At 51.7% G+C, this 21,943-nt stretch carries 22 protein-coding genes and 3 tRNA genes; 15 read left to right on the top strand and 10 right to left on the bottom strand.

The genetic code is table 11. The annotated features are described in order from the left end of the window. The first annotated feature begins 31 nt into the window (after window positions 1-31). From efp to MPHASIOC01_RS24895, 3 genes are all read left to right on the top strand, one after another. Entirely contained in the window at window positions 32-598 is a 567-nt protein-coding gene (efp, locus tag MPHASIOC01_RS24905; RefSeq protein ID WP_064598206.1) for an elongation factor P, read from the top strand. A gap of 78 nt (window positions 599-676) precedes the next feature. Then, window positions 677-805 (top strand): entericidin A/B family lipoprotein, encoded by a 129-nt coding sequence (locus MPHASIOC01_RS24900; RefSeq protein WP_072006892.1) that lies wholly within the window; start codon window positions 677-679, stop codon window positions 803-805. 99 nt (window positions 806-904) lie between these two features. Continuing rightward, entirely contained in the window at window positions 905-1,051 is a 147-nt protein-coding gene (locus tag MPHASIOC01_RS24895) for an entericidin A/B family lipoprotein (protein ID WP_064598208.1), read from the top strand. Window positions 1,052-1,114: 63 nt separating this feature from the next. Here MPHASIOC01_RS24895 and MPHASIOC01_RS24890 read toward each other — a convergent pair whose 3' ends face one another. Continuing rightward, on the bottom strand, window positions 1,115-1,702 hold the full coding sequence (locus tag MPHASIOC01_RS24890; protein ID WP_064598210.1) for a LuxR C-terminal-related transcriptional regulator: 588 nt from the start codon (window positions 1,700-1,702) through the stop codon (window positions 1,115-1,117). A 321-nt stretch (window positions 1,703-2,023) separates the two neighbouring features. On the opposite strand from MPHASIOC01_RS24890, the gene sugE reads away from it, so the two are divergent. After that, on the top strand, window positions 2,024-2,341 hold the full coding sequence (sugE, locus tag MPHASIOC01_RS24885; RefSeq protein ID WP_353613512.1) for a quaternary ammonium compound efflux SMR transporter SugE: 318 nt from the start codon (window positions 2,024-2,026) through the stop codon (window positions 2,339-2,341). Here sugE and blc read toward each other — a convergent pair. The 5 genes from blc to frdA form a co-directional block, all read right to left on the bottom strand. Then, a complete protein-coding gene (blc, locus tag MPHASIOC01_RS24880) occupies window positions 2,327-2,869 on the bottom strand; it encodes an outer membrane lipoprotein Blc (protein ID WP_064598214.1) in 543 nt (180 codons plus the stop codon). The two genes, sugE and blc, sit on opposite strands and share 15 nt — an antisense overlap. A 113-nt stretch (window positions 2,870-2,982) precedes the next feature. Continuing rightward, window positions 2,983-3,342 carry a fumarate reductase subunit FrdD gene (gene frdD / locus MPHASIOC01_RS24875; RefSeq protein ID WP_064598216.1) on the bottom strand — a complete coding sequence of 120 codons (360 nt, stop codon included), beginning with the start codon at window positions 3,340-3,342 and terminating at the stop codon, window positions 2,983-2,985. Window positions 3,343-3,351: 9 nt separating this feature from the next. After that, complete coding sequence (gene frdC, locus MPHASIOC01_RS24870; RefSeq protein ID WP_064598219.1) at window positions 3,352-3,747, bottom strand: fumarate reductase subunit FrdC; 396 nt, start codon at window positions 3,745-3,747, stop codon at window positions 3,352-3,354. A gap of 10 nt (window positions 3,748-3,757) precedes the next feature. Next, window positions 3,758-4,492, bottom strand: a complete 735-nt coding sequence (locus MPHASIOC01_RS24865) for a succinate dehydrogenase/fumarate reductase iron-sulfur subunit (RefSeq protein WP_064598221.1) — start codon at window positions 4,490-4,492, stop codon at window positions 3,758-3,760. Next, the gene (gene frdA, locus MPHASIOC01_RS24860; protein WP_353613511.1) at window positions 4,485-6,275 is read right to left on the bottom strand and encodes a fumarate reductase (quinol) flavoprotein subunit; all 1,791 of its coding nucleotides are present in this window, start codon (window positions 6,273-6,275) and stop codon (window positions 4,485-4,487) included. The genes MPHASIOC01_RS24865 and frdA overlap by 8 nt, the downstream gene beginning before the upstream one ends. Before the next feature lie 59 nt (window positions 6,276-6,334). On the opposite strand from frdA, the gene MPHASIOC01_RS24855 reads away from it, so the two are divergent. Next, on the top strand, window positions 6,335-6,595 hold the full coding sequence (locus tag MPHASIOC01_RS24855; protein WP_064598225.1) for a hypothetical protein: 261 nt from the start codon (window positions 6,335-6,337) through the stop codon (window positions 6,593-6,595). A 1-nt stretch (window position 6,596) separates the two neighbouring features. Then, window positions 6,597-7,574 (top strand): elongation factor P--(R)-beta-lysine ligase, encoded by a 978-nt coding sequence (epmA, locus tag MPHASIOC01_RS24850; RefSeq protein ID WP_064598228.1) that lies wholly within the window; start codon window positions 6,597-6,599, stop codon window positions 7,572-7,574. Between the two features lie 63 nt (window positions 7,575-7,637). Here epmA and mscM read toward each other — a convergent pair whose 3' ends face one another. From mscM to rsgA, 3 genes are all read right to left on the bottom strand, one after another. Continuing rightward, entirely contained in the window at window positions 7,638-10,979 is a 3,342-nt protein-coding gene (mscM, locus tag MPHASIOC01_RS24845) for a miniconductance mechanosensitive channel MscM (RefSeq protein WP_064598230.1), read from the bottom strand. A 20-nt stretch (window positions 10,980-10,999) separates the two neighbouring features. Continuing rightward, a complete protein-coding gene (gene asd / locus MPHASIOC01_RS24840) occupies window positions 11,000-11,929 on the bottom strand; it encodes an archaetidylserine decarboxylase (protein WP_064598232.1) in 930 nt (309 codons plus the stop codon). Window positions 11,930-12,030: 101 nt separating this feature from the next. Continuing rightward, window positions 12,031-13,086 (bottom strand): small ribosomal subunit biogenesis GTPase RsgA, encoded by a 1,056-nt coding sequence (gene rsgA / locus MPHASIOC01_RS24835; protein WP_353613510.1) that lies wholly within the window; start codon window positions 13,084-13,086, stop codon window positions 12,031-12,033. 110 nt (window positions 13,087-13,196) lie between these two features. Between rsgA and orn the strand changes: the two genes are divergently transcribed. From orn to MPHASIOC01_RS24815, 4 genes are all read left to right on the top strand, one after another. Next, complete coding sequence (gene orn / locus MPHASIOC01_RS24830) at window positions 13,197-13,742, top strand: oligoribonuclease (RefSeq protein WP_064598236.1); 546 nt, start codon at window positions 13,197-13,199, stop codon at window positions 13,740-13,742. A gap of 169 nt (window positions 13,743-13,911) precedes the next feature. Then, a tRNA-Gly gene (locus MPHASIOC01_RS24825) sits at window positions 13,912-13,987 on the top strand. A 35-nt stretch (window positions 13,988-14,022) separates the two neighbouring features. After that, window positions 14,023-14,098, top strand: a tRNA-Gly gene (locus MPHASIOC01_RS24820). Between the two features lie 34 nt (window positions 14,099-14,132). Further along, window positions 14,133-14,208 (top strand) — tRNA-Gly (locus MPHASIOC01_RS24815). A 266-nt stretch (window positions 14,209-14,474) separates the two neighbouring features. On the opposite strand, the gene queG is transcribed toward MPHASIOC01_RS24815, so the two are convergent. Continuing rightward, the gene (queG, locus tag MPHASIOC01_RS24810; protein WP_064598237.1) at window positions 14,475-15,614 is read right to left on the bottom strand and encodes a tRNA epoxyqueuosine(34) reductase QueG; all 1,140 of its coding nucleotides are present in this window, start codon (window positions 15,612-15,614) and stop codon (window positions 14,475-14,477) included. On the opposite strand from queG, the gene nnr reads away from it, so the two are divergent. From nnr to miaA, 5 genes are read left to right on the top strand one after another with little or no spacing between them, the layout of a single operon-like run. After that, on the top strand, window positions 15,613-17,133 hold the full coding sequence (gene nnr, locus MPHASIOC01_RS24805; protein ID WP_353613509.1) for a bifunctional ADP-dependent NAD(P)H-hydrate dehydratase/NAD(P)H-hydrate epimerase: 1,521 nt from the start codon (window positions 15,613-15,615) through the stop codon (window positions 17,131-17,133). The two genes, queG and nnr, sit on opposite strands and share 2 nt — an antisense overlap. Then, window positions 17,130-17,591, top strand: a complete 462-nt coding sequence (gene tsaE / locus MPHASIOC01_RS24800) for a tRNA (adenosine(37)-N6)-threonylcarbamoyltransferase complex ATPase subunit type 1 TsaE (protein WP_353613508.1) — start codon at window positions 17,130-17,132, stop codon at window positions 17,589-17,591. The genes nnr and tsaE overlap by 4 nt, the downstream gene beginning before the upstream one ends. 13 nt (window positions 17,592-17,604) lie before the next feature. Next, entirely contained in the window at window positions 17,605-18,930 is a 1,326-nt protein-coding gene (gene amiB / locus MPHASIOC01_RS24795) for an N-acetylmuramoyl-L-alanine amidase AmiB (RefSeq protein ID WP_353613507.1), read from the top strand. Window positions 18,931-18,939: 9 nt separating this feature from the next. Then, the gene (gene mutL / locus MPHASIOC01_RS24790; protein ID WP_353613506.1) at window positions 18,940-20,952 is read left to right on the top strand and encodes a DNA mismatch repair endonuclease MutL; all 2,013 of its coding nucleotides are present in this window, start codon (window positions 18,940-18,942) and stop codon (window positions 20,950-20,952) included. Next, window positions 20,945-21,895, top strand: coding sequence for a tRNA (adenosine(37)-N6)-dimethylallyltransferase MiaA (gene miaA / locus MPHASIOC01_RS24785; RefSeq protein WP_064598248.1), 951 nt, complete (start codon window positions 20,945-20,947; stop codon window positions 21,893-21,895). Before mutL ends, miaA begins: the two co-directional genes overlap by 8 nt. Window positions 21,896-21,943: the final 48 nt, after the last annotated feature.

The raw sequence follows: 21,943 nt of genomic DNA, 5'->3' as shown, positions 1-21,943 counted from the left end.
AAGCTACCAGTTAATAATTTCAGAGGGCCTTATGGCAACTTACTATAGCAACGATTTTCGTTCTGGTCTTAAAATCATGTTAGATGGCGAACCTTACGCAGTTGAAGCCAGCGAATTCGTTAAACCAGGGAAAGGTCAGGCTTTTGCGCGTGTTAAGCTGCGTCGTCTGTTGACCGGTACCCGTGTAGAAAAAACTTTCAAATCTACTGATTCCGCTGAAGGTGCTGATGTTGTCGATATGAACCTGACTTACCTGTACAACGACGGTGAGTTCTGGCACTTCATGAACAATGAAACCTTCGAACAGCTGTCTGCTGATGCGAAAGCCATTGGTGATAACGAAAAATGGTTGCTGGATCAGGCTGAGTGCATCGTGACGCTGTGGAATGGTCAGCCTATTTCTGTCACTCCACCAAACTTCGTGGAACTGGAAGTAGTTGAGACCGACCCAGGCCTGAAAGGTGATACTGCTGGTACTGGCGGTAAACCAGCCACGCTGTCTACTGGCGCAGTGGTAAAAGTGCCGCTGTTTGTTCAGATTGGTGAAGTTATCCGTGTTGATACCCGTTCTGGCGAATACGTATCTCGCGTGAAATAAGCTGAATTCTGTTTTACGGCGCAGGTGCTGATACCTGCGCTTGTAAAGTGTCTGTGCATTTGCTTCCGGGGTTATGCGATGGTAAGAGCGGTTCAATCACTGGTTATCATTCTGGTTGTTGCGTTATTGTCTGGTTGTAATACGGCCCGGGGCTTCGGTGAAGATATCCAGCACCTCGGCGGGGCGATTCAGCGCGCATCCGACTAATCTTTTCAGCCTGGTCTTAATTTTTCTCTGCACATTTTCTGGTGCACTATCCTTATTGTTGTCTCTGACCAATAAATGATGACAGATAAGGATGCGATTATGATCAAGAAAACGATTGCTGCGCTTATTGCAGCGTTGATTTGCACCTCTGTACTGACTGCCTGTAATACCACTCGTGGTATGGGACAAGATATTCAGGAAGGTGGTAGCGCTATTTCTGACGCGGCAACAAATGCCCAGAAATAATCACAGTAAGAATTTATGCTTTGGTGAAGTGATGGTGTCTGCGGGTACCATCATTTCGCTTTATCAGGTTAAAAATAATGCCAGACGGTTATTTACCCCAAGCTTCATGCGGATGTTGCGTTTGTAGGTGTAAACGGTCTTTACCGATATCCCCATTTTACTGGCAATATTTTCATTACTGGTCTCCTGCTCCCACAAAGCCAGAATTTTTTCCTCTCTGAGCGTCAGTAATGGCGTAAGGTCCCGCTGCAGGCCAAAAGGGGGGCGAGAGAAAAGTGATGACTGTAATATTTCCTTAATATCATTCAGAGAATTATTTTTATCGAGTATTTTCCACGCCCCCATCACTTCATGTAATGCCTTCAATTCTGGTGGTGTGTGGTTACTTTGCTGAATAATTAATCTGGTTGATGTGCCGCAGGCAAGAGAAATCGAAGCCAATTGTTGTACGTGATGTATTTCTTTAAGAAAACCATGAAAATCAGCTATCACGATATTTGGCTGGTGCCGTAATATATACTCTCGGGCATATAATAAGTTATCTGTGTCAACAATATTAAAATTAACCGATAAATCTCCTGATGACATAACCAGAGATTTCAACCCGAAGCGGCTAAAGTAACAACGATCCACAAGTAATACGCTAAACATACATATTTTGCATCCAGTAACAAAAATAGCCTGAGCCACTTTCCAGGGTAAGGTGACATGATAGAAAGAAAAGCTGCTAACTGAATTATGGAACTGACAGCAGAAGCAGTGCTATTTCTCACGTTAGTCAAGTAAGAAAGCGCTGGTTGCATGGACATATCGGGTTTGCGACAATAAATCACCCGTATTTTGTATAACCTTTATCCATTGGCTACCTTATTTTATGGTGAGCAGTTTGGGTTAAGGACTCTATTATTCCCGTTCAGGACGGCCTGTACCGGGTTATCATTGCACATTGGGGACGGCCCCTCAGGAGCTCCTGTGTCATGGTTATTACTTATTCTTGCCGGTTTGCTGGAAGTGGTTTGGGCTGCCGGATTAAAACACACCTACGGTTTCAGTCGTTTTTACCCTTCCGTTATTGTTCTTAGCGCGATGGCGCTCAGCCTGCTACTGCTCTCGTATGTTATCAGAAGCCTGCCAGCCGGAACTGCGTATGCGGTGTGGAGTGGTATTGGTGCGGTGGGGGTGGTGATTATTGGTATTGTCTGGGAAGGTGAACCCGCCACACCGGCCAGGCTTTTCAGCCTGACGATGATTGTTGCAGGTATTCTCGGGGTAAAATTATTTAGCCACTAACGGCGTTTGTTTTACCCAAATCAGCTTGCTGGTATCAAAGCCTTGCTGTTGGGCCAGGTGGATATACTGGTTTTTTACTTCCGTACTGAGTGTGGGGGTACGGGACAATATCCACAAATAGCTTCTGTCCGGCCCGCACAGCAAGGCATGCTGGTAATATTTATCAACCGCCATCACATTATAGCCGCCGTAGAAGGGACCAAAGAACGAGACTTTCAGTGCGCCTTTCGTGGGGGCGCCAGTGAACCAGGCTTCTCCCTGTGCTGACTGCCATATGCCACGAGCCGGGTTATAGCCGCGGTTAATCACACTGACACCGCCATTAACCTGTAAACCATAAGTGGCTGTGACCTGTTCCAGCCCACTCTCAAAGGGGTGATCAAGGCGGGCTATTTCATACCATGTACCAAGATAACGATTGATATTGAAATTCTCGACAACGGTTACGCCGGGTGGGGGTACGGGGTTGCTGCAGCCTGTTAACGTGGCAACGCCAAGCAGGATGGCGAGATATAAACTTTTACGCATGGTGTGCTTCCTTTTTTCTTTTAAGTGTAGGAAGTCACGGGGAAAATGTTGAGGAAAGTACAGAATTATTTTATGACCTGGCGGCAGCCTCTGCCGCCAGGTTTGGGCTGGTATTAAATGAAGACCACACCAATCAGTGTAACAACGGTCAGGATTGTGGCCAGCCCGTAAAATACCCATTTGCCGGCAGGAACATGGATCTTCATGTCATGCATGCCATGATGGATACGGTGCAGGCCACACCACAAGGGGAGAACTATCATCAGGAAAATAAACGCCCGGCCAATAAAACTTTGCGCAAAGGCCAGTACACGTTCATATCCCAGTGCTTCGCCAGGATAAAAGCCCAGTGGCAGCAGAACCCCAACCAGCAGGACGATAACCGGGGCGATAATCGCTCCCCACATACCGCCACCACCAAACAGCCCCCAAAATACCGGTTCGTCGGAACGCTTCAATTGTTGATTTGTCATAATACCTCCTTACCAGAACAACGCCACGCCAAGAATCACGACAGTGACAATGGCAGTGACGGCCCACAGTGCACGAATCAGGGGTTGTGGGGGTAATTTCTCACCTTTAACGATCAGAATGGCAGCTTTCGGCGCCAGTTCGAACCAGGTTTTGGTATGCAGAAGGGCTGCTGCCAGGGTAATCAGATTCAGGATGATTACCACCGGGTTTTGCAGAAAGCCAACAAAACCTGCCCAGGAGCCTGCCCCGCCTTTCAGTGCATACAACCCATAAATCAGGATGATGCTGAACCAGACGGTTGGCACAGAGGTACCTTCACGAAGCATATAGAAACGGTAAAACGGCAGTTTTTGCCACCAGTCCGGGGCAACCGCCCGCACATAAGGTTTACGTTTTGTGGTCATGCTGCACTCCTTAGCGTGGTTTCAGGGTGGCGATTAAAAAGTCCTTCGCACTTTCCACTTTTGTTTGCTGAATCGCGGCTGCCGGGTCGACATGCTTCGGGCAGACTTCAGAACAAAAGCCGACAAATGTGCAGGGCCACACACCGTTTTCACCGTTAATCACTGGCATACGCATTTTCTTACCATGATCACGGCTGTCCAGATTATAGCGATGGGCCAGCGTCAGGGCTGCCGGGCCGATAAACTCCGGATTAAGGCCAAATTGCGGGCAGGCGGCATAACACAACCCACAGTTAATACACCCGGAAAATTGGTGATAACGCGCCATTTGCGCAGGTGTTTGGGTATTTGGCCCTTGTTCCGGTGAGCGATTATTGCCGATGATGTAGGGCTTAATCGCCTCGAGGCTTTCAATGAAGTGGGTCATGTCCACGACAAGATCGCGCTCAATGGGGAAGTTTGCCAGAGCCTCGATTTTGATGCCCTGAGTGTAATCACGCAGGAAGGTTTTACAGGCCAGTTTGGGGATCTGGTTAACCATCATGCCGCATGAACCGCAAATAGCCATACGGCAGGACCAGCGGTAGCTCAGGTCGGGTGCCAGGTTATCTTTGATATAACCCAGCGCATCCAGTAATGAGGTTTGCTCATCCCAGGGCACATCGTAAAACACACTGTGTGGCTCGTTGTCCGTTTCCGGGTTATACCGCACCACTTCCAGTTTCATGGTTTTCATCTCAGCCATTCGCCGTCTCCTTTTTGTCGGCTGCTTCCGCTTCGGCGCCATAAACGCGTTTTGCTGGTGGCAGAGTGGTGATTTTCACATCGCTGTATTCCAGATGCGTGTGGCCTTCTGCATCCCTGAACGCGAGGGTATGTTTGAGGAAGTTCACATCGTCACGCGCTGTGCAACCTTCATCAAGGCGTTGATGCGCCCCACGGGATTCTTTACGTGCCATCGCTGAGTGCGCCATACATTCAGCAACATTCAGGCCGTGCCCCAGCTCTATGGTGTAAAGCAAATCGGTGTTGAACACACTTGAAGTGTCGGTAATGCGTACACGCTTGAAGCGTTCCTGGAGTTCAGCCAGTTTATCGATAGTTTTTTGCATCAGTTCTGGCGTGCGGTAAATCCCACAGCCTTCTTCCATCGACAGACCCATTTCGTCACGGATTTTCGCCCAGTTCTCGTTCCCTTCCTGATTAACAAGGCTTGTCAGGCGGCGTTCAATATCGGCTGCCTGAGCATTCAGCGCATTATCATTACCGGTACTTGCCTGCGCAGCGTGAGCCATTGCTTTTTCACCAGCCAGACGGCCAAATACCACCAGTTCCGCCAGTGAGTTAGACCCCAGGCGGTTAGCACCGTGCAGCCCCACAGAAGAGCATTCACCCACTGCAAACAAACCACTAATACGGGTTTCACATTCTGTGTTGGTTTCAATGCCGCCCATGGTGTAGTGCGCGGTTGGTCGTACGGGAATCGGTTCTTTGATGGGATCCACACCGACATAGGCTTTCGCCAGTTCACAGATAAATGGCAGGCGCTCAAGCAGTTTTTTCTCACCCAGGTGGCGCAAGTCCAGATACACCACATCGCCTCTTGGCGTTTCAATGGTGCGGCCAGCACGCCATTCATGCCAGAAAGCCTGCGAGACTTTGTCGCGTGGGCCCAGTTCCATATACTTGTTTTTCGGCTCGCCCAGTGGGGTTTCTGGCCCCATACCGTAATCCTGCAGGTAACGGTAGCCATCTTTGTTGACCAGAATACCACCTTCGCCACGGCAGCCTTCTGTCATCAAAATACCGGAGCCAGGGAGCCCGGTGGGGTGATACTGAACAAATTCCATATCCCTCAGTGGTACGCCATGAGCCAGTGCCATGCCCATACCATCGCCAGTGACAATCCCACCGTTAGTGTTATAGCGGTAAACGCGGCCAGCACCGCCCGTTGCCATAACCACGGCATTGGCACGGATTTGCACCAGAGTCCCTTCCATCATATTCATGGCGACCAGACCACGCACATGGCCTTCATCGACCAGAATGTCGAGGACAAAGTGTTCATCAAAGCGGTGGATTTGCGGAAATTGCAGAGAAGTTTGGAACAGGGTATGAAGCATGTGAAAGCCGGTTTTATCTGCGGCAAACCAGGTTCTTTCTATTTTCATCCCCCCAAAACGACGAACGTTAACTGATCCGTCCGGGCGACGACTCCAGGGGCATCCCCACTGTTCCAGTTGCGTCATTTCTGTTGGGCAGTGATGAACGAAATAATCAACAACGTCCTGTTCACAGAGCCAGTCACCGCCTGCGACGGTATCATGAAAATGATACTCGAAACTATCATGATCTTGTGCGACCGCGGCAGATCCACCTTCAGCAGCAACAGTGTGGCTGCGCATAGGGTAGACTTTGGATATCAGCGCGATGGTGGCTTGTGGATTCGCCTGCGCTGCCGCAATTGCGGTGCGAAGGCCTGCACCGCCGGCACCAATTATAGCGATATCAGCTTGAATGGTTTGCACGACATTCCTCCAGATTATGGTTATTTCGCAACGCATCTGTTCCAAAGGTAGCTCACACAGTGGCCGATAGCGAAAGCGAACGTTTTCCCCTGCTCCTTGGTGGGGAGCTCAGTATAACCTTGCTAAAAAGAGGGAAAATTGACGTGTTCGATTTTTTTGTTGATATCCGCAACAATCAACTAATGTCATTGACTGATTTACAAAAAAATGGGCCACGCCAGGCACGACGGGCTTATTCGGCAAATTTTGCTGTGCAAAATTTGTCTCTTTATGGAGATGCGAGTAGACTGCGTGCCCTTGTGTCAAACCGGAGAAAGTAACATGAGCGATACGGCAACCTGGCAGCCGGGCGCATCAGTCCCCAATTTATTAAAACGTGCTGAGATTATGGCCGGAATACGGCGTTTTTTTTCAGACCGGGGCGTCCTTGAAGTCGAAACCCCCTGTATGAGCCAGGCAACGGTTACTGACGTCCATTTGGTGCCTTTCGAAACACGTTTTGTGGGGCCGGGTCATTCACAAGGGATGAACCTGTATTTAATGACCAGCCCGGAATACCACATGAAACGCTTGCTTGCTGCAGGCTGTGGTCCGGTTTATCAGTTATGCCGTAGTTTCCGTAATGAAGAGATGGGGCGCTACCATAACCCTGAATTCACTATGCTGGAATGGTACCGTCCATGCTATGACATGTATCGCCTGATGAACGAGGTGGACGACTTATTGCAGCAAGTGCTGGAGTGCAGCCCGGCAGAATCCCTTTCTTATCAGCAGGCGTTTCAGCGCCATCTGGAAATCGACCCGCTGTCTGCAGATAAACAGCAGTTACGTGAAGTAGCCGCGCGCCTTGATTTAAGCAATATCGCCGATACCGAAGAAGACCGCGATACCTTGTTGCAACTGTTGTTTGCTATGGGTGTGGAACCACATATTGGAAAAGATAAACCAACCTTTGTGTACCACTTCCCGGCAAGCCAGGCCGCACTGGCGCAAATCAGTACCGAAGATCACCGTGTGGCTGAGCGTTTTGAAGTCTATTTCCGGGGTGTGGAACTGGCGAATGGTTTCCACGAACTGACTGACGCAGGTGAACAGCAGCAGCGCTTTGAGCAGGATAACCGTAAACGTGCCGCGAAAGGGCTTCCTCAACAGCCTGTGGACGTTAACCTGCTGGAAGCACTGAAAGCAGGAATGCCGGATTGTTCCGGTGTCGCACTGGGGGTTGACCGCCTGGTGATGCTGGCGCTTAAGGCCGAAAGTTTATCTGAGGTGATGGCTTTTACTGTCGATCGCGCCTGATACACTCGCGGGTAAAAAAACCGAATAAAACACCCCTGCCAGAGTATGGTGGGGGTGTTTTTTTTACAGACTACCTGGTGAGCGTACGCTTTTGCCTGCAGAGGTCAGGGTGGTTGCGCTGCGTTTACCATCCAGGGACTCCAGCCGCATCTGGAACGGTGGGAACGGCAGGTCAATATTGTGTTCCCGGAAGCCCAGCAGGATTAACTGGTGGAGTTCATGGCGTAATGGCATCCGGTGCCCCATTTCAGCAGCATAAATACGTAGTTCAAAGAGCTGTATACCTTGCTGTATATCTACCAGGTAAGCCTCTGGCGGAGGGTTATCAATGACCAGTGAGCATCGATGGGCGGCAGCCAGCAAAATACCCGTGACGGTTTCGGTTTCGGCTTCCACCGGGGCAGGGACACTGAGCACAACACGAGTAACAGAATCAGACAGCGACCAGTTAATAAATTGTTCAGTAATAAACGCCTTGTTGGGGACAATTATCTCTTTACGATCCCAGTCGCTGATAGTGGTTGCCCGGGTATTGATTTTGGTGATACTGCCTGTCAGGTCACGAATCGTCACGGTATCGCCAATACGAATGGGTTTTTCAAATAAGATAATCAGCCCGGAAATAAAGTTGGCGAAAATCTCCTGTAAACCAAAGCCCAACCCCACACCTAATGCGGCAACCAGCCACTGTAATTTGGCCCATTCAATGCCAATCATGGAGAAACCGACCAGACCACCCAGCAGCATCAGCAAATATTTGGTGACAGTGGTAATGGCATAGCCGGTGCCCGGTGTCAGATCCAAATGCTGCAGTATAGCCAGCTCCAACAAGGCAGGCAGATTGCGCACCAGTTGCATCGTAATGATGAACACCAGAATGGCGATAAGCACTGCCCCAACGGTAATGGGTTCGATACTTTCCACACCCTGTACAGTGGTGGTGACATCCCACAATGAGATATTTTCCAGGAAACTGAATGCCGAATGGATCTCCGACCATAACGCGATCACAGAGATCAATGCGACCAGTGTCAGCAGTGATCGCACCAGACGCAGCGATTGCGCGCTGATCGTATCCAGATCGATTTCTGTGTCTTCGGGAAGCTCCGGGTTGCCTTCCGCACTGTGCCCTTGCACTGGTTCTTCTTCGCCTTTTGCTCGTTGAGCAAGGATCTCCGCCCGGCGGTGTTTGGCCCGGTCAAACGCCAGCCTGCGGCGCTGAATAAACATCCAGCGGCGCACAATATGGTAGATGACCAGCAGCAAAAACCAGATGGCGACAGAGGTTTCCAGGCGCGCCAGCAACGCTTGCGCTGTTGCGAGGTAACCCACCAGAGACGCCAGTGCGGACAACACAGGCGCACAGATCAGCAAGTTCCAGAACAAGCGGTTGAGGACATTGTCACCGTTGCCTTGTTTATCCAGCCACAGCGGGATACCGGCGCGTTTTAAACTGAGAGTGACAATAGCCAGTGCACCACAAATAAAGACAAAACACAGGCGGCCCAGTGAAGCGGAAAATTCCCGGTCATTGAGGTTATCGAACATGATAAGCGCCATAATCAGCGGCACAATTAAACCAATGCTCATCAGGTAATAACGCATGGCCCGGGCTACCCTGTGGCGTGGCCAGCCGAAGTGAGCCACAAACAGACCATTGCTGCGTGCAAAGGTGGCACAAATCATCACCACCCACAGCAAGGGAACAGTGGCAGTTACACCGTCGCCAACGGCGACTGCAATTGGCCACGGCCAGGCCTGTTGTAAACCATGGCCCAGAATGCCCCACAGGACGGGTAACGGAGAAGCAACCAGAATCGACCAGAACACAGTGCGAATGGTGAGATAAAAATGATCCTGGGTGACTTTGCCAACTCTACTGCTGGAACGTTCAAGAAAAGCTGAAAAGTGGCGGCGAGAACTGATGCTGAAACCCACCAGAACCAGCGCGGCAAATAAAGGGATCAGGGTTTCCCGGCTGGTCAGCATCATACCGGCGGCTTTCCCTAATTGACCCAGGGTATCGAGCGAAAGCAGGCGGCGCAGATCCTGCATAATATCCAGTGGCCAGCTCAGGGAGATGGCACTGACGTCTGCCGTCCAGAACAGGTAACGGTGAGTGGCTTCATTCACCTCTTTCAGCGCGTCTTCTAACTGGCTGTTGGCGACGCGCAATTTCGTCAGTTCAAGGATAAGCGCATCGCCACCCTGCAATAGCGAACTCAGCAATTCACGCTGGGTGCGTAACTGGGCATCAAGAATGCGGCTTTGTTCCTGAGTAAGTGGCTGACCACTGGCCTGGCGCAGCTGGCGCAATTGTGGTTGTTTGCTCAACTGGTCTTCATAGCGCAACCGCTGAACACGGATTTGCGCCATTTCGGTATCTACTTGCTGTGGTTTGGGCATTTCGGGCAGACGCGCCACCTGAGCGCGCAGTGTTTCGCCCAGCACGTTAGATACCCCTAACCACTGTGACTGCTCACGCAGGGTATTGAGTGCCTGGCGCACTTGCAGAATCTGGTTCGCCGCCTGGCGCTGCTGAGAAGCTACCAGATCCATACGTTGCGCCTGAAGATTCAGAGCCTGAGAAAGCTCGCGGTTAACGGTAAATTGCGCTTCGATTTCTGGGGGCAGGTTTTCACTGTTTTCCGCTAACAGTTCAGTGCTTTCCAGCGCTTTTTCTGCCTCGCGCTGGCGTTGGCTATTTAATTGATTGCGTAATGCCTGTAACCGCCTGTCCAGTTGCTCGCTCTGTTTCTCTGCAAGGCTTGCTCGCAGGCGGGCCAGTTCCTGACGATTATTTGCAGAAAGCTGCGCCATTTCCAGCTCGGTAAGCCTGGCGCGCAGGCGGGCAATATCCGCCTGGAGTGCCCATTGCTGTGCCTGTGCCAGAGGTGTATTGGAAACATTGACACCTGAACGGCGCTCCAGCTCGCCAAGCTGGCGGCGGATATCGGTTTGTTGCTGCGGCAGTTGGTTCAGTGAGTCGGTAATCTCGCGGCTTTTTTCCTGCTCCTGCTGAGCTTCGCGGGTTTTATCCAGCAATTTACTGCTGACCTGGAGAATCTCCTGGTTAAGCACGTCTGCTGATAACCCCGCCGGTATTTTTTCCGCCTCTGATGAGGGCTGGCTAGCCAGTTGCTGGCGTAACGCCTGAGAGAGTTTGGGAAAGTTATCGATAACCTGCTGGTATTCATCAGCCTGTTGCCGGGCGTGCTCACGCTCCTCAAGAGAGCTCAATGCAGCCTGAAGGGTTTCAATCAGTTCAGCCTGTCCTGGCTGGTTCTTGTTGGTTTTCGCTTGCTCCAGAGCCTGAGCAATCGCGTCATTATCTGTAGAAGAAGGGGCGGCGTGCGCCCCCAGGCTGAGACTCAGGGTCACCAAAAACAGGATTAGCAGGCGCACGTTGCGTACTCGTCAGTTAGTTAACTGTCTTCAGCTGCGGGTTGAACCTGTTCGGTTGCCAGGTTGTCGCCCTGTTCAGCATGAGGGATATTCCCCCAGGCCAGCGTATTGCCAAGGCGGGTGGTCAGCAATGGCTTGAGCTGTTCATCCAGTGTGACTTTACCCGGAGCAAACAGATTAATCACGGTTGACCCCAGTTTAAAACGGCCCATTTCCTGGCCTTTAAGTAGTGCAATAGCGTCTTCATGGCTGCCATCAGGCCAGGTCCAGCGCTTGATGATCCCTTCCCGTGGCGGAGTGACGGTACCAGCCCATACAGTTTCAATACTGCCAACAATAGTTGCGCCCACCATAATCTGTGCCATCGGGCCAAATTCTGTATCAAACAGGCAAATAACCCGTTCGTTACGGGCAAACAGGTTAGGTACATTTTGCGCGGTTAACGGATTAACGGAGAACAGGTCGCCCGGCACGTAAATCATTTCCCGCAGTATACCGTTACAGGGCATATGCACCCGGTGGTAATCGCGCGGGGAGAGGTACGTGGTGACGAAACTGCCGTTACGAAACAGCGCCGCCATGTTGTAGTTACCTGCCAGCAACGCTTCAAGGGTGTAATCATGGCCTTTGGCCTGCAGCAGTTTATCATCTTCGATAGCTCCGCACTGGCTGACCGCGCCATCAGCTGGCATCACCAGCGCATTTGGGTCGGTGTTAAGGCGACGCGCATCTTCCCGTAAAGGGCGCACGAAGAATTCGTTGAAGGTAGGGTAACTGGCGGTATCCGGCTTTTGCGCTTCTTTCATGTCAACTTTGTAGCATTTAACGAACGCATCAATCACCAGTTTGGTCAGCCAGCCTGCACGTTTGTTTGCTCCCCAGCCCGCCAGCCGGGTCAGCCACAATTTGGGCAGAATGTATTGAAGTGAAAGTTTAATGTTATTTAGCAAGTTAGCCTCCAGGCCGTTGTATTGCTTTTCCTTGCCCGGTATCTCGTGTTACCCGGGCCTGTATACAGGGCGACGAATTTTAACGGCAGCCTGCCTGGTTGTCAGTTATCGGTTTCTGAAAAATTCTTACGGGTTTTGACTTGCGCCATGCTTTCCAGAATACGGTGATAGTTTTCAAAACGAGTTTCAGCTATTTCACCGCGTTCAACGGCAGCGCGCAGCGCACAACCGGGATCATTGTTATGGCTGCAGTCACGGTATTTACAGGTGCCCAGATAATCACGGAATTCGACAAAACCCTGAGTGATTTGTTCCGCTTCCAGGTGCCACAGACCAAATTCACGGACGCCTGGGGAGTCAATGACATCACCACCATGGGGGAAGTGATAAAGGCGTGCGGCGGTGGTGGTGTGCTGCCCAAGGCCGGAAACATCGGAAACGTTGTTGGTCAGAATTTTTTCTTCATCCAGCCCTAACAGCGCATTCAGCAGGCTGGATTTCCCCACACCAGACTGGCCGGCAAAGATACTGATACGGCCAGTCAGCAGCGTTTCCAGCTCTTCCAGACCCTGGTGAGCATGGCTGGACACCATCAGCACGCGGTAACCAATATTGCGGTAAATATCCATTTGCTCGTTTACGAAAGCCAGTGCGTCTTCATCCAGCAAATCGGTTTTATTAAGCACCAGCAGTGGTTCAACGTCCAGGATTTCGCAGGCAACCAGATAGCGGTCAATAATATTCAGAGAGAGCTCCGGCAAAATTGCGGAGACAATCACAATTTGGTCAATATTGGCGGCGATGGGTTTTATCCCGTCATAATAATCAGGCCGGGTGAGTACCGATGTGCGTTCGTGCACTGCCTCGACAATGCCGTTGACCATCACGCCTTCAGCCGCTGGTTTGCCCGGACGCCAGACAACACGGTCGCCAGTCACCAGAGATTTGATGGTACGGCGAATGTTGCAGCGGTGAACTTCGCTGTCGAAGGATTCAACGTCAGCGTGCATACCGAAACGGCTGATAACGACACCTTCTTGTGGCTCGCCAAACAGCGTATCGTCGTAATCAGTTTTCTCCGTAGGTGTCTTCAGCCTGCGCTGGTGGTTCGCTTTGACGCGGCGTTGTTGGCCTTTGGAGAGTTTATTTTTACTCAATCGTGGTGGCTCCTGGTCGCCCACAATGGGCAAAACCTCTATGATACACGCTATTTTATACGAAATAACCGATTGTCAGTGCGCCAACAGGCGAAAAGGACAGAAAAAGCATGAGTGCAAAAGAAAATAACCTGATTTGGATTGATCTGGAAATGACAGGTCTGGACCCGGAACGTGACCGCATTATTGAGATTGCCACGCTGGTGACCGATGCTGATTTGAATATTCTGGCTGAGGGCCCGGTGATTGCTGTTCACCAGTCTGATGAACAACTGGCCCTGATGGATGACTGGAATGTGCGTACCCACACGGCCAGTGGCCTGGTTGAGCGTGTCAAAGCCAGCCAGATGGATGACAACGCCGCCCAGCAGGCGACACTGGAATTTTTGCGTGAATGGGTGCCTGCCAATACTTCGCCTATTTGCGGTAACAGTATCGGCCAGGATCGCCGTTTTTTATTCAAATACATGCCGGAGCTTGAAGCCTATTTTCACTACCGCTATCTGGATGTCAGCACGCTGAAAGAGCTGGCGCGCCGCTGGAAACCAGAAATTCTCAGTGGATTTAAGAAGAAAGGGTCACACCAGGCGCTGGATGATATTCGTGAATCCGTGGCGGAACTGGCCTGGTACCGTGAGAATTTTATCAAGTTGTAACAAGCCGGATGAGGGCAAGCCCCTCATCCGCCGGGAAAATCACCATTTTGTTGAATAAATCATCATTCAAACAAAAAGCACGAAATTTTCTCATTCAGGGCTTGCGGTAAATGCGAATTCTCGTATAATGCGCCTCCCGTGACGATGCTGTTTTGCAGAGTTGCACAGGGCGGGAATAGCTCAGTTGGTAGAGCACGACCTTGCCAAGGTCGGGGTCGCGAGTTCGAGTCTCGTTTCCCGCTCCAAAAATTTGACAGGCCGTCAGGCCAGCACCACCCAAGCGGGAATAGCTCAGTTGGTAGAGCACGACCTTGCCAAGGTCGGGGTCGCGAGTTCGAGTCTCGTTTCCCGCTCCAAAATTTGACAGGCCATCAGGCCAGCACCACCCAAGCGGGAATAGCTCAGTTGGTAGAGCACGACCTTGCCAAGGTCGGGGTCGCGAGTTCGAGTCTCGTTTCCCGCTCCAAATTTTCTCACTAATACTCTCCACAGCATTAAAGTGCTGCATGGTGCTTTTTTATTGCCTTCAGAAAAGTTGTGAACAAACTTATCCACAGGTTGATAAAAAAATCACTGCCCCGGTTTATTTCGGTTTTTTATGATGTGAAACCATGTAACGTATTGATTATAAAATAATTTAAATATATTGATAAATGTTATCTGGATCACTTGACGATTTTTTTACTGTTGAATGACAACCTGTTTTTTTTCTTATGAACAGGCTGTGGATACTTACGCATCCCGTGACAATCCTTTTTCAATTGCCCTGACCAGGCGTTGTTGTTGTGCTGAAGAAACGGTCACACTCAACGCTTCCCGCTTCGCCAATTGTTGCGCAATCGCCCATTCAATGTGTTCATCCAGAAGTGGGTGCTCACCTTTGCGTTGCTCCAGTGCATCAAGCACGCTGCTTTCCCAGGGCGCATTCCCCAGTGCCACTGCTATATTTCTCAGCCAGCGCAGATGCCCTATGCGCCGAATTGCCGACCCTTCGGTCACTTTAAGGAAGTGCGTTTCATCCCAGGCAAATAACGCCAGGAGTTCCGGCGTATGTAATGCTTTGCGGGGAGAAAAATCGGCTTCGTCAGTCAGTTGTGAAAAACGGTTCCACGGACAAATTAACTGGCAATCATCACAACCGTAAATGCGGTTACCCATCAGGGGGCGCAATTCCTCAGGAATGGCGCCTTCAAGCTCAATGGTGAGGTAGGAGATACAGCGCCGTGCATCCACGGTATAAGGCGCGACAATCGCCTGGGTTGGGCAAATGGTCATACAGGCAACACAGCGCCCACAGCCTTCTTCAACAGGCTTATCAACGGGCAGTGGGATATCCACCAGTAACTCACCGAGAAAGAAGAATGAGCCGGCTTCTTTGTTGAGGATAAGTGAGTGCTTACCTGTCCAGCCTAACCCGGCTTTTTCAGCCAGAGGACGTTCAAGAAGAGGCGCTGAATCCACGAACGGTCTAAAATTCAGTTCAGTACAGTGTTCACGAATGCGCTCACCGAGTTGCTTCAGGCGCTGGCGCAGCAACTTGTGATAATCGCGCCCCAGTGCATAACGGCTGACATAACCAAGCTGTGGGTTTTTCAGCGTACTGGCAAAAGCGGCACCCGTGGGGAGATAATTCATGCGTACACTAATAACCCGCAATGTTCCGGGCAATAATTCATGGGGGCGTGCGCGCATCATTCCATGGCGTGCCATCCACTCCATTTCTCCGTGATACTGTTTGTCGAGCCATTCCTGGAGCGCGGGTTCACTGGCGCTCAGGTCTGTATCGCAAATACCGACCTGCTGGAACCCCAGTTCCTTGCCCCACTGTTTAATTTTTTGCACTAATTCATCAAGAACGAAGGGCTGAGACATGACGGACCATTACCTGAACAGAAACTCTGCAAGTATACCACAGTCAGTCTGGTCCGCAGACTGGTTGCGTAAGGCTGAAGCCCGGGCTGCGGCAGCATCGGGTGTTACATTGTATGAACTGATGCAACGGGCGGGGGAGGCTGCATTTGCTGTCGCCCGCAGCGCTTTTCCCGCAAGCCACCACTGGCTGGTGTTATGCGGCCACGGTAACAACGGTGGCGACGGCTATGTGGTTGCCCATTGTGCGCAGGCCGCTGGTATTCAGGTTACTGTACTGGCAGTTGAGAGCGCTAAACCCTTGCCGGATGAAGCGCAGGCCGCACGTAGCGCATGGCTGGCGGCGGGTGGGCATATTTCCCCGCTTACCTCTGCCTGGCCGCAGAAGGTTGACCTGATTGTCGATGGGTTGCTGGGAACGGGTATTCGCCAGGCTCCCAGGGAAAACCTTGCCGTAGTCATCGATCAGATAAACCAGCATCCGGCTCCGGTATTGGCTCTGGATGTGCCATCGGGCCTGAATGCCAATACTGGCACAACGCCGGGGGCGGTAGTCTCAGCCAACCATACAGTAACGTTTATCGCCCTGAAAACCGGTCTGCTGACCGGGAAAGCCCGCGATGTGGTGGGGCAACTGCATTACCATGCTCTGGGGCTGGAGGGCTGGCTGGCGGAACAGGATGCGCCAGTGAAACGTTTTGATCAGGATGACCTGAAGCGCTGGTTGCATCCGCGTAAAGCGACATCCCATAAAGGGAACCATGGCCGCCTGGTGGTGATTGGCGGCGATACCGGTACTGCCGGGGCGATTCGTATGGCTGGTGAAGCGGCGCTACGTGCCGGAGCTGGTTTGGTCAGGGTGCTGACACGCCCGGAAAATGCCCCTGCGCTATTGACTGCCCGCCCGGAACTGATGGTTCAGGCTCTGACGCCTGAATCGCTCGATGAGAGCCTGCGCTGGGCAGATGTGGTGGTGATTGGTCCGGGGCTGGGCCAGCAGGCCTGGGGGCGGGATGCTCTTGAACGCGTAAAGCATTCGGCTAAACCGATGTTATGGGATGCGGATGCACTGAACCTTCTGGCAATAAATCCCATAACAGGTGACAATCGCGTGATGACGCCGCATCCTGGTGAAGCCGCGCGTTTGCTGGGATGTTCTGTTGCTGAAATTGAAAGTGATCGCTTACTTTCCGCGCGACGTTTGGTTGAGCAATATGGTGGGTGCGTGGTGCTGAAAGGTGCGGGCACTGTTATCGCCACTGCAACCCACCAGGCTATTATTGACGTGGGCAATCCAGGCATGGCAAGTGGCGGAATGGGGGATGTGTTGTCTGGTATTATAGGGGCGTTGTTAGCCCAGCACCTTCCGCTATTTGATGCTGCCTGCGCGGGTTGTGTGGCGCACGGTGCTGCTGCCGATAGTTTGGCGGCACGTTATGGCACACGCGGTATGCTGGCAATGGATCTATTGTCTGCGCTGTATTCATTTGTTAACCCTGAAATTGAATTGATGAAATCATGACAAATTGTGTTATCCCACTGGCCGATGAACAGGCAACGATTCACCTTGGCGAATGTCTGGCAAAAGCCTGCCAGGGGGCGACGGTAATTTATTTATATGGTGATTTGGGGGCCGGTAAAACAACGTTCAGCCGGGGCTTCTTGCAGGCCCTGGGGCATAAAGGCAATGTGAAAAGCCCAACTTACACCCTGGTCGAACCTTATGAACTGGGCGATTTGATGGTGTATCACTTTGATTTATACCGTCTTGCAGACCCGGAAGAACTCGAATTTATGGGCATTCGTGATTACTTTACCCGTGATGCGATTTGCCTGGTTGAATGGCCGCAGCAGGGTACTGGTGTGCTACCCGAGCCTGATGTAGAAGTTCATTTATCCTGGCAAGGAGAAGGTCGTGAAGCGGTTGTCACCCCTGTCTCTGACACAGGAACGGCTTTGGTGGCCCGTCTGGCTCATTAACAAGGAAGATTGCATGTCTGTTCGGGGAATCATGTGGCTGTTAGCCACCACTGTGTTGATGTTATGTTTGCCTGTCCGCGCGGCGACCGTTGCGGATATTCAGGTATCGAATGGCGCTGAACAGGCCAGAATTACATTTTTGTTTATGGGTGACCCGCAGTACCGGTTCTCCCAGTCCTCTCCCCGAACGGTGTTACTTGATATTCAACAAAGTGGTGTGATTCAGGGCCTGCCACTGGTATTCAGTGGCAACAACCTGGTACATCAAATTCGCTCCACTTCGTCTGGTGATCCGCAAACACTGCGCCTGGCGGTGGATTTAACCGAAAAAGGGACGGTTCGTGCCAGCAAACAGCCCCGGGGTGCTCAGGTTGCTGTGGTCTTTACCATTGATGCCGTGAAACCACCGCCAGCACCACCTGTAGCTGTAACGCCAGTTGTTAAACCAACGCTTTCAACCCGCCCTCCGATTACTGCCAGCGCGTCACAGAGTGGTCGCAATCCTTTTCACAGTGATGAACCGAATGTCACCGGGGTGGTGAGCACCCGCACACCGCCTCAACCAGTGAAAAGCCGCCCGCCAGCTGGTGGCAGCCAGGTGGTTGTGGCGATTGACGCAGGCCATGGAGGGCAGGACCCGGGGGCGATTGGCGCAGGTGGCACTCGCGAGAAAAACGTCACGTTATCTGTTGCCCGAAAACTGCGTACCTTACTGAATAATGACCCGATGTTTAAAGGTGTGTTGACCCGCGATGGGGATTATTTCATTTCGGTGATGGGGCGTTCAGAAGTGGCCCGTAAGCAGAATGCTAACTTGCTGGTTTCCATTCATGCCGACGCCGCACCAAACCGTGAAGCCACTGGTGCTTCCGTTTGGGTGCTGTCCAACCGTCGTGCAGACAGCGAAATGGCTGGCTGGCTGGAGCAACATGAAAAGCAGTCTGAGTTGCTGGGGGGCGCGGGAGATGTGCTGGCAAACCAGGTTGATCCTTACCTGAGCCAGGCGGTACTGGATTTACAGTTTGGTCACTCGCAGCGAGTTGGTTATGATGTTGCTACTTATGTGATTCGCCAGTTGAATAACATTGGTGATTTACACAAGCGCCATCCAGAGCATGCCAGCCTTGGTGTGCTGCGTTCTCCGGATATCCCTTCATTGCTGGTGGAAACCGGGTTTATCAGTAATAGCCGCGAAGAGCAGTTACTGGCGAGTGATGACTACCAGCAAAAAATTGCCAATGCAATTTACCAGGGGCTGAGAAACTATTTCATTGCTAATCCGTTGCAGGCATCACCCGGTGGTAAAACAAGCGGTATGATTAGCCGCAATTCACAGTAAGGAGAGGCTATGCCGATTCAGGTACTACCACCACAACTGGCAAACCAGATAGCCGCTGGCGAGGTGGTTGAACGCCCGGCATCGGTCGTGAAAGAGCTGGTTGAAAATAGCCTGGATGCGGGTGCAACACGTATTGATATTGATATTGAACGCGGTGGCGCAAAGTTGATTCGCATACGTGATAACGGTAGCGGCATTAGCAAAGATGAACTGGCACTGGCTTTATCGCGCCATGCAACCAGTAAAATTGCCTCACTGGACGACCTGGAAGCCATTATGAGCCTTGGTTTTCGTGGAGAGGCGCTTGCCAGTATCAGCTCAGTTTCGCGGTTAACTCTGACTTCCCGTACTGCAGACCAGCAGGAAGCCTGGCAGGCTTATGCGGAAGGTCGCGAAATGGCAGTTACAGTTAAACCCGCCGCTCACCCTCAGGGAACTACGCTGGAAGTGCTTGATTTGTTTTATAACACCCCAGCAAGGCGTAAGTTTATGCGCACGGAAAAAACCGAATTCGCGCATATTGATGAAATCATCCGTCGTATCGCGCTTGCCCGCTTTGATGTCACAATTAATTTGTCCCATAACGGCAAAATGGTGCGCCAGTACCGGGCAGTGAAAGCGGGGGCACAAGAAGAGCGGCGGCTGGGCGCCATTTGTGGCACTGCCTTTATGGAGCACGCGCTGGCGATTGAATGGCAGCACGGTGAGTTAGGGCTTAAAGGCTGGGTGGTGGCACCAGACAGCCACAACCTGGCAAATTCTGATATCCAGTACAGCTACGTTAATGGCCGCATGATGCGTGATAAATTAATTAATCATGCCATTCGCCAGGCCTGCGAGGACCGACTGGGGCAGGATCAGTTGCCGGCGTATGTCCTGTATCTTACCGTTGACCCGCATCAGGTGGATGTGAATGTTCACCCGGCGAAACACGAAGTGCGTTTTCACCAGTCGCGCCTGGTGCACGATTTTATTTATCAGGGTGTATTGAGTGTCTTCCAGCAATATCAGGAAAACCCATTAGGGCTGAATAGCACACTTGCTGATGCCTCCGCATCCAGTGCATGGCAGCCGGAAAACCGTACCGCCTCTGGGGAAAACCAGTTCGCCCGCGCCAGTTCAGTGCCGGAAAGCCGGGGAGGGGCCGTACATGAAACCTCTGGCGGGAATTATGCCGCGCACCAATACAATGAACGTTTCACTGGAGGTGTCTCTTCCGGGCGGTTATCTGGTGCGGAAAACGACACTGGTGGAAGTGTGTCTTCTGGAAGTGGGCGTGCTTCAGACACCGGCCATTCCGGCTCAGGTGGGCAGATACCGCACAATAATAGTTGGCCTAATGCTGTGCCGGGCTATCAGAAGAAACAAGGCGCGTTATATCAAAAACTGCTGGAGACACCGCAGGTGCCTTGTGCAACCGGACAACCCGCTGAGGCACCGGCTGATAACCACACATTGTCTGCTCGTGAACAAAGCCTGGGGCGTGCGCTGACTGTGGTCGCACCGGATATGGTGTTGCTTGAGCGGCGCTCAGGTATCTGCCTGATGGCATTGCCTGTTGCACAGCGCTGGTTACGGCGTGCGCAACTTATGCCGGGGCAGGAAAAAGCCTGTGCGCAACCGTTGTTGATACCAGTACGGCTGAAACTGGATGCCGGGGAACGGGCAACCCTGAAACAGCAGCAAGAAAAACTGCAAAATTTAGGGATAATCTTAGATATTGACGCGCAATTTGTGACTGCGCGCGCAGTGCCTTTACCCTTGAGGCAACAAAATTTACAAAACTTGATTCCTGACCTGATAGGCTACCTGGCCGGACAAAAAGAATGTGATGCAGCGCAAATTGCGCACTGGCTGGCAGGAAAGCTGGAAAGTGAACCTCATGAGTGGTCCCTTTCTCAGGCGATTACACTCCTGACAGAACTGGAGCGCCTTTGCCCACAGTTGGTGATGTCCCCGCCAGGTGGTCTGTTACAACCTATTGATTTGAAACCGGCGATAAGCGCTCTGAAACATGACTGAAGTGAGTAAGCAAAACCTGCCAACGGCAATTTTTTTGATGGGGCCAACCGCCTCCGGTAAAACAGCACTGGCAATCACATTACGGCGTTTTTTACCCGTAGAGTTGATTAGTGTTGACTCTGCCCTGATATATAAGGGAATGGATGTCGGTACGGCAAAACCGGATGCACAAGAACTGGCACAGGCACCTCACCGGTTATTGAATATTCTGGATCCTGCGCAGGCGTATTCCGCAGCAGATTTTCGCCGCGATGCTTTGGCGGAGATGGCATCTGTCACAGCAGCCGGAAAAATTCCGTTGTTGGTTGGTGGAACAATGCTTTATTTCAAAGCATTACTGGAAGGGTTGTCTCCTTTGCCCTCCGCGGATCCAGTAATAAGAGCACAGATTGAGCAGCAGGCACAGGCACAAGGATGGGATGCTTTACACAGGCAATTGCAGGCAATAGATCCCGTTTCTGCCGGGCGTATTCATCCGAATGATCCCCAAAGACTTTCCCGGGCACTGGAAGTTTTTTTTATTTCGGGTAAAACTTTAACTGAGTTGACGCAAACGTCAGGGGAAGCTCTGCCTTATCAGGTGCATCAGTTCGCCATCGCCCCGGCGAGCCGTGAACTGCTCCATCAACGTATTGAGCAGCGGTTTCATCAGATGTTGGCTTCGGGATTTGAAGCAGAAGTGCGGGCGCTTTTTGCCCGCGGCGATTTGCATACGGATATGCCTTCCATTCGTTGTGTGGGGTATCGCCAGATGTGGTCTTATCTGGCGGGGGAGTGCACCTGGGACGAAATGGTTTATCGCGGTATTTGCGCCACGAGGCAGTTAGCCAAGCGGCAAATGACCTGGTTGCGGGGCTGGGAAGGTATTCACTGGCTTGACAGTGATAACCCTGAACAAGCCTGCAATGAAGTATTACAGGTAGTTGGTGCGAAGGCTGACTGAATGTGTACAATTGAACCGCATCGTGCGCGAGATTTTACGTCTTTTTAT

This window comes from Mangrovibacter phragmitis (assembly GCF_040429585.1).
Classification (GTDB): domain Bacteria; phylum Pseudomonadota; class Gammaproteobacteria; order Enterobacterales; family Enterobacteriaceae; genus Mangrovibacter; species Mangrovibacter phragmitis.
Note: the sequence above shows the minus strand (reverse complement) of the source record. Positions and strands in the feature narration are given on the sequence as shown.

Bases quoted from the DNA above. Each gene is read 5' to 3' on its own strand.
- queG (WP_064598237.1), bottom strand. From the start codon at position 15,614: ATGTCTCAGCCCTTCGTTCTTGATGAATTAGTGCAAAAAATTAAACAG.
- MPHASIOC01_RS24900 (WP_072006892.1), top strand. From the start codon at position 677: ATGGTAAGAGCGGTTCAATCACTGGTTATCATTCTGGTTGTTGCGTTA.
- frdD (WP_064598216.1), bottom strand. From the start codon at position 3,342: ATGACAAATCAACAATTGAAGCGTTCCGACGAACCGGTATTTTGGGGG.
- frdC (WP_064598219.1), bottom strand. From the start codon at position 3,747: ATGACCACAAAACGTAAACCTTATGTGCGGGCGGTTGCCCCGGACTGG.
- nnr (WP_353613509.1), top strand. From the start codon at position 15,613: ATGACGGACCATTACCTGAACAGAAACTCTGCAAGTATACCACAGTCA.
- MPHASIOC01_RS24895 (WP_064598208.1), top strand. From the start codon at position 905: ATGATCAAGAAAACGATTGCTGCGCTTATTGCAGCGTTGATTTGCACC.
- MPHASIOC01_RS24890 (WP_064598210.1), bottom strand. From the start codon at position 1,702: ATGTTTAGCGTATTACTTGTGGATCGTTGTTACTTTAGCCGCTTCGGG.
- MPHASIOC01_RS24865 (WP_064598221.1), bottom strand. From the start codon at position 4,492: ATGGCTGAGATGAAAACCATGAAACTGGAAGTGGTGCGGTATAACCCG.
- blc (WP_064598214.1), bottom strand. From the start codon at position 2,869: ATGCGTAAAAGTTTATATCTCGCCATCCTGCTTGGCGTTGCCACGTTA.
- mutL (WP_353613506.1), top strand. From the start codon at position 18,940: ATGCCGATTCAGGTACTACCACCACAACTGGCAAACCAGATAGCCGCT.
- amiB (WP_353613507.1), top strand. From the start codon at position 17,605: ATGTCTGTTCGGGGAATCATGTGGCTGTTAGCCACCACTGTGTTGATG.
- efp (WP_064598206.1), top strand. From the start codon at position 32: ATGGCAACTTACTATAGCAACGATTTTCGTTCTGGTCTTAAAATCATG.
- epmA (WP_064598228.1), top strand. From the start codon at position 6,597: ATGAGCGATACGGCAACCTGGCAGCCGGGCGCATCAGTCCCCAATTTA.
- tsaE (WP_353613508.1), top strand. From the start codon at position 17,130: ATGACAAATTGTGTTATCCCACTGGCCGATGAACAGGCAACGATTCAC.
- miaA (WP_064598248.1), top strand. From the start codon at position 20,945: ATGACTGAAGTGAGTAAGCAAAACCTGCCAACGGCAATTTTTTTGATG.
- orn (WP_064598236.1), top strand. From the start codon at position 13,197: ATGAGTGCAAAAGAAAATAACCTGATTTGGATTGATCTGGAAATGACA.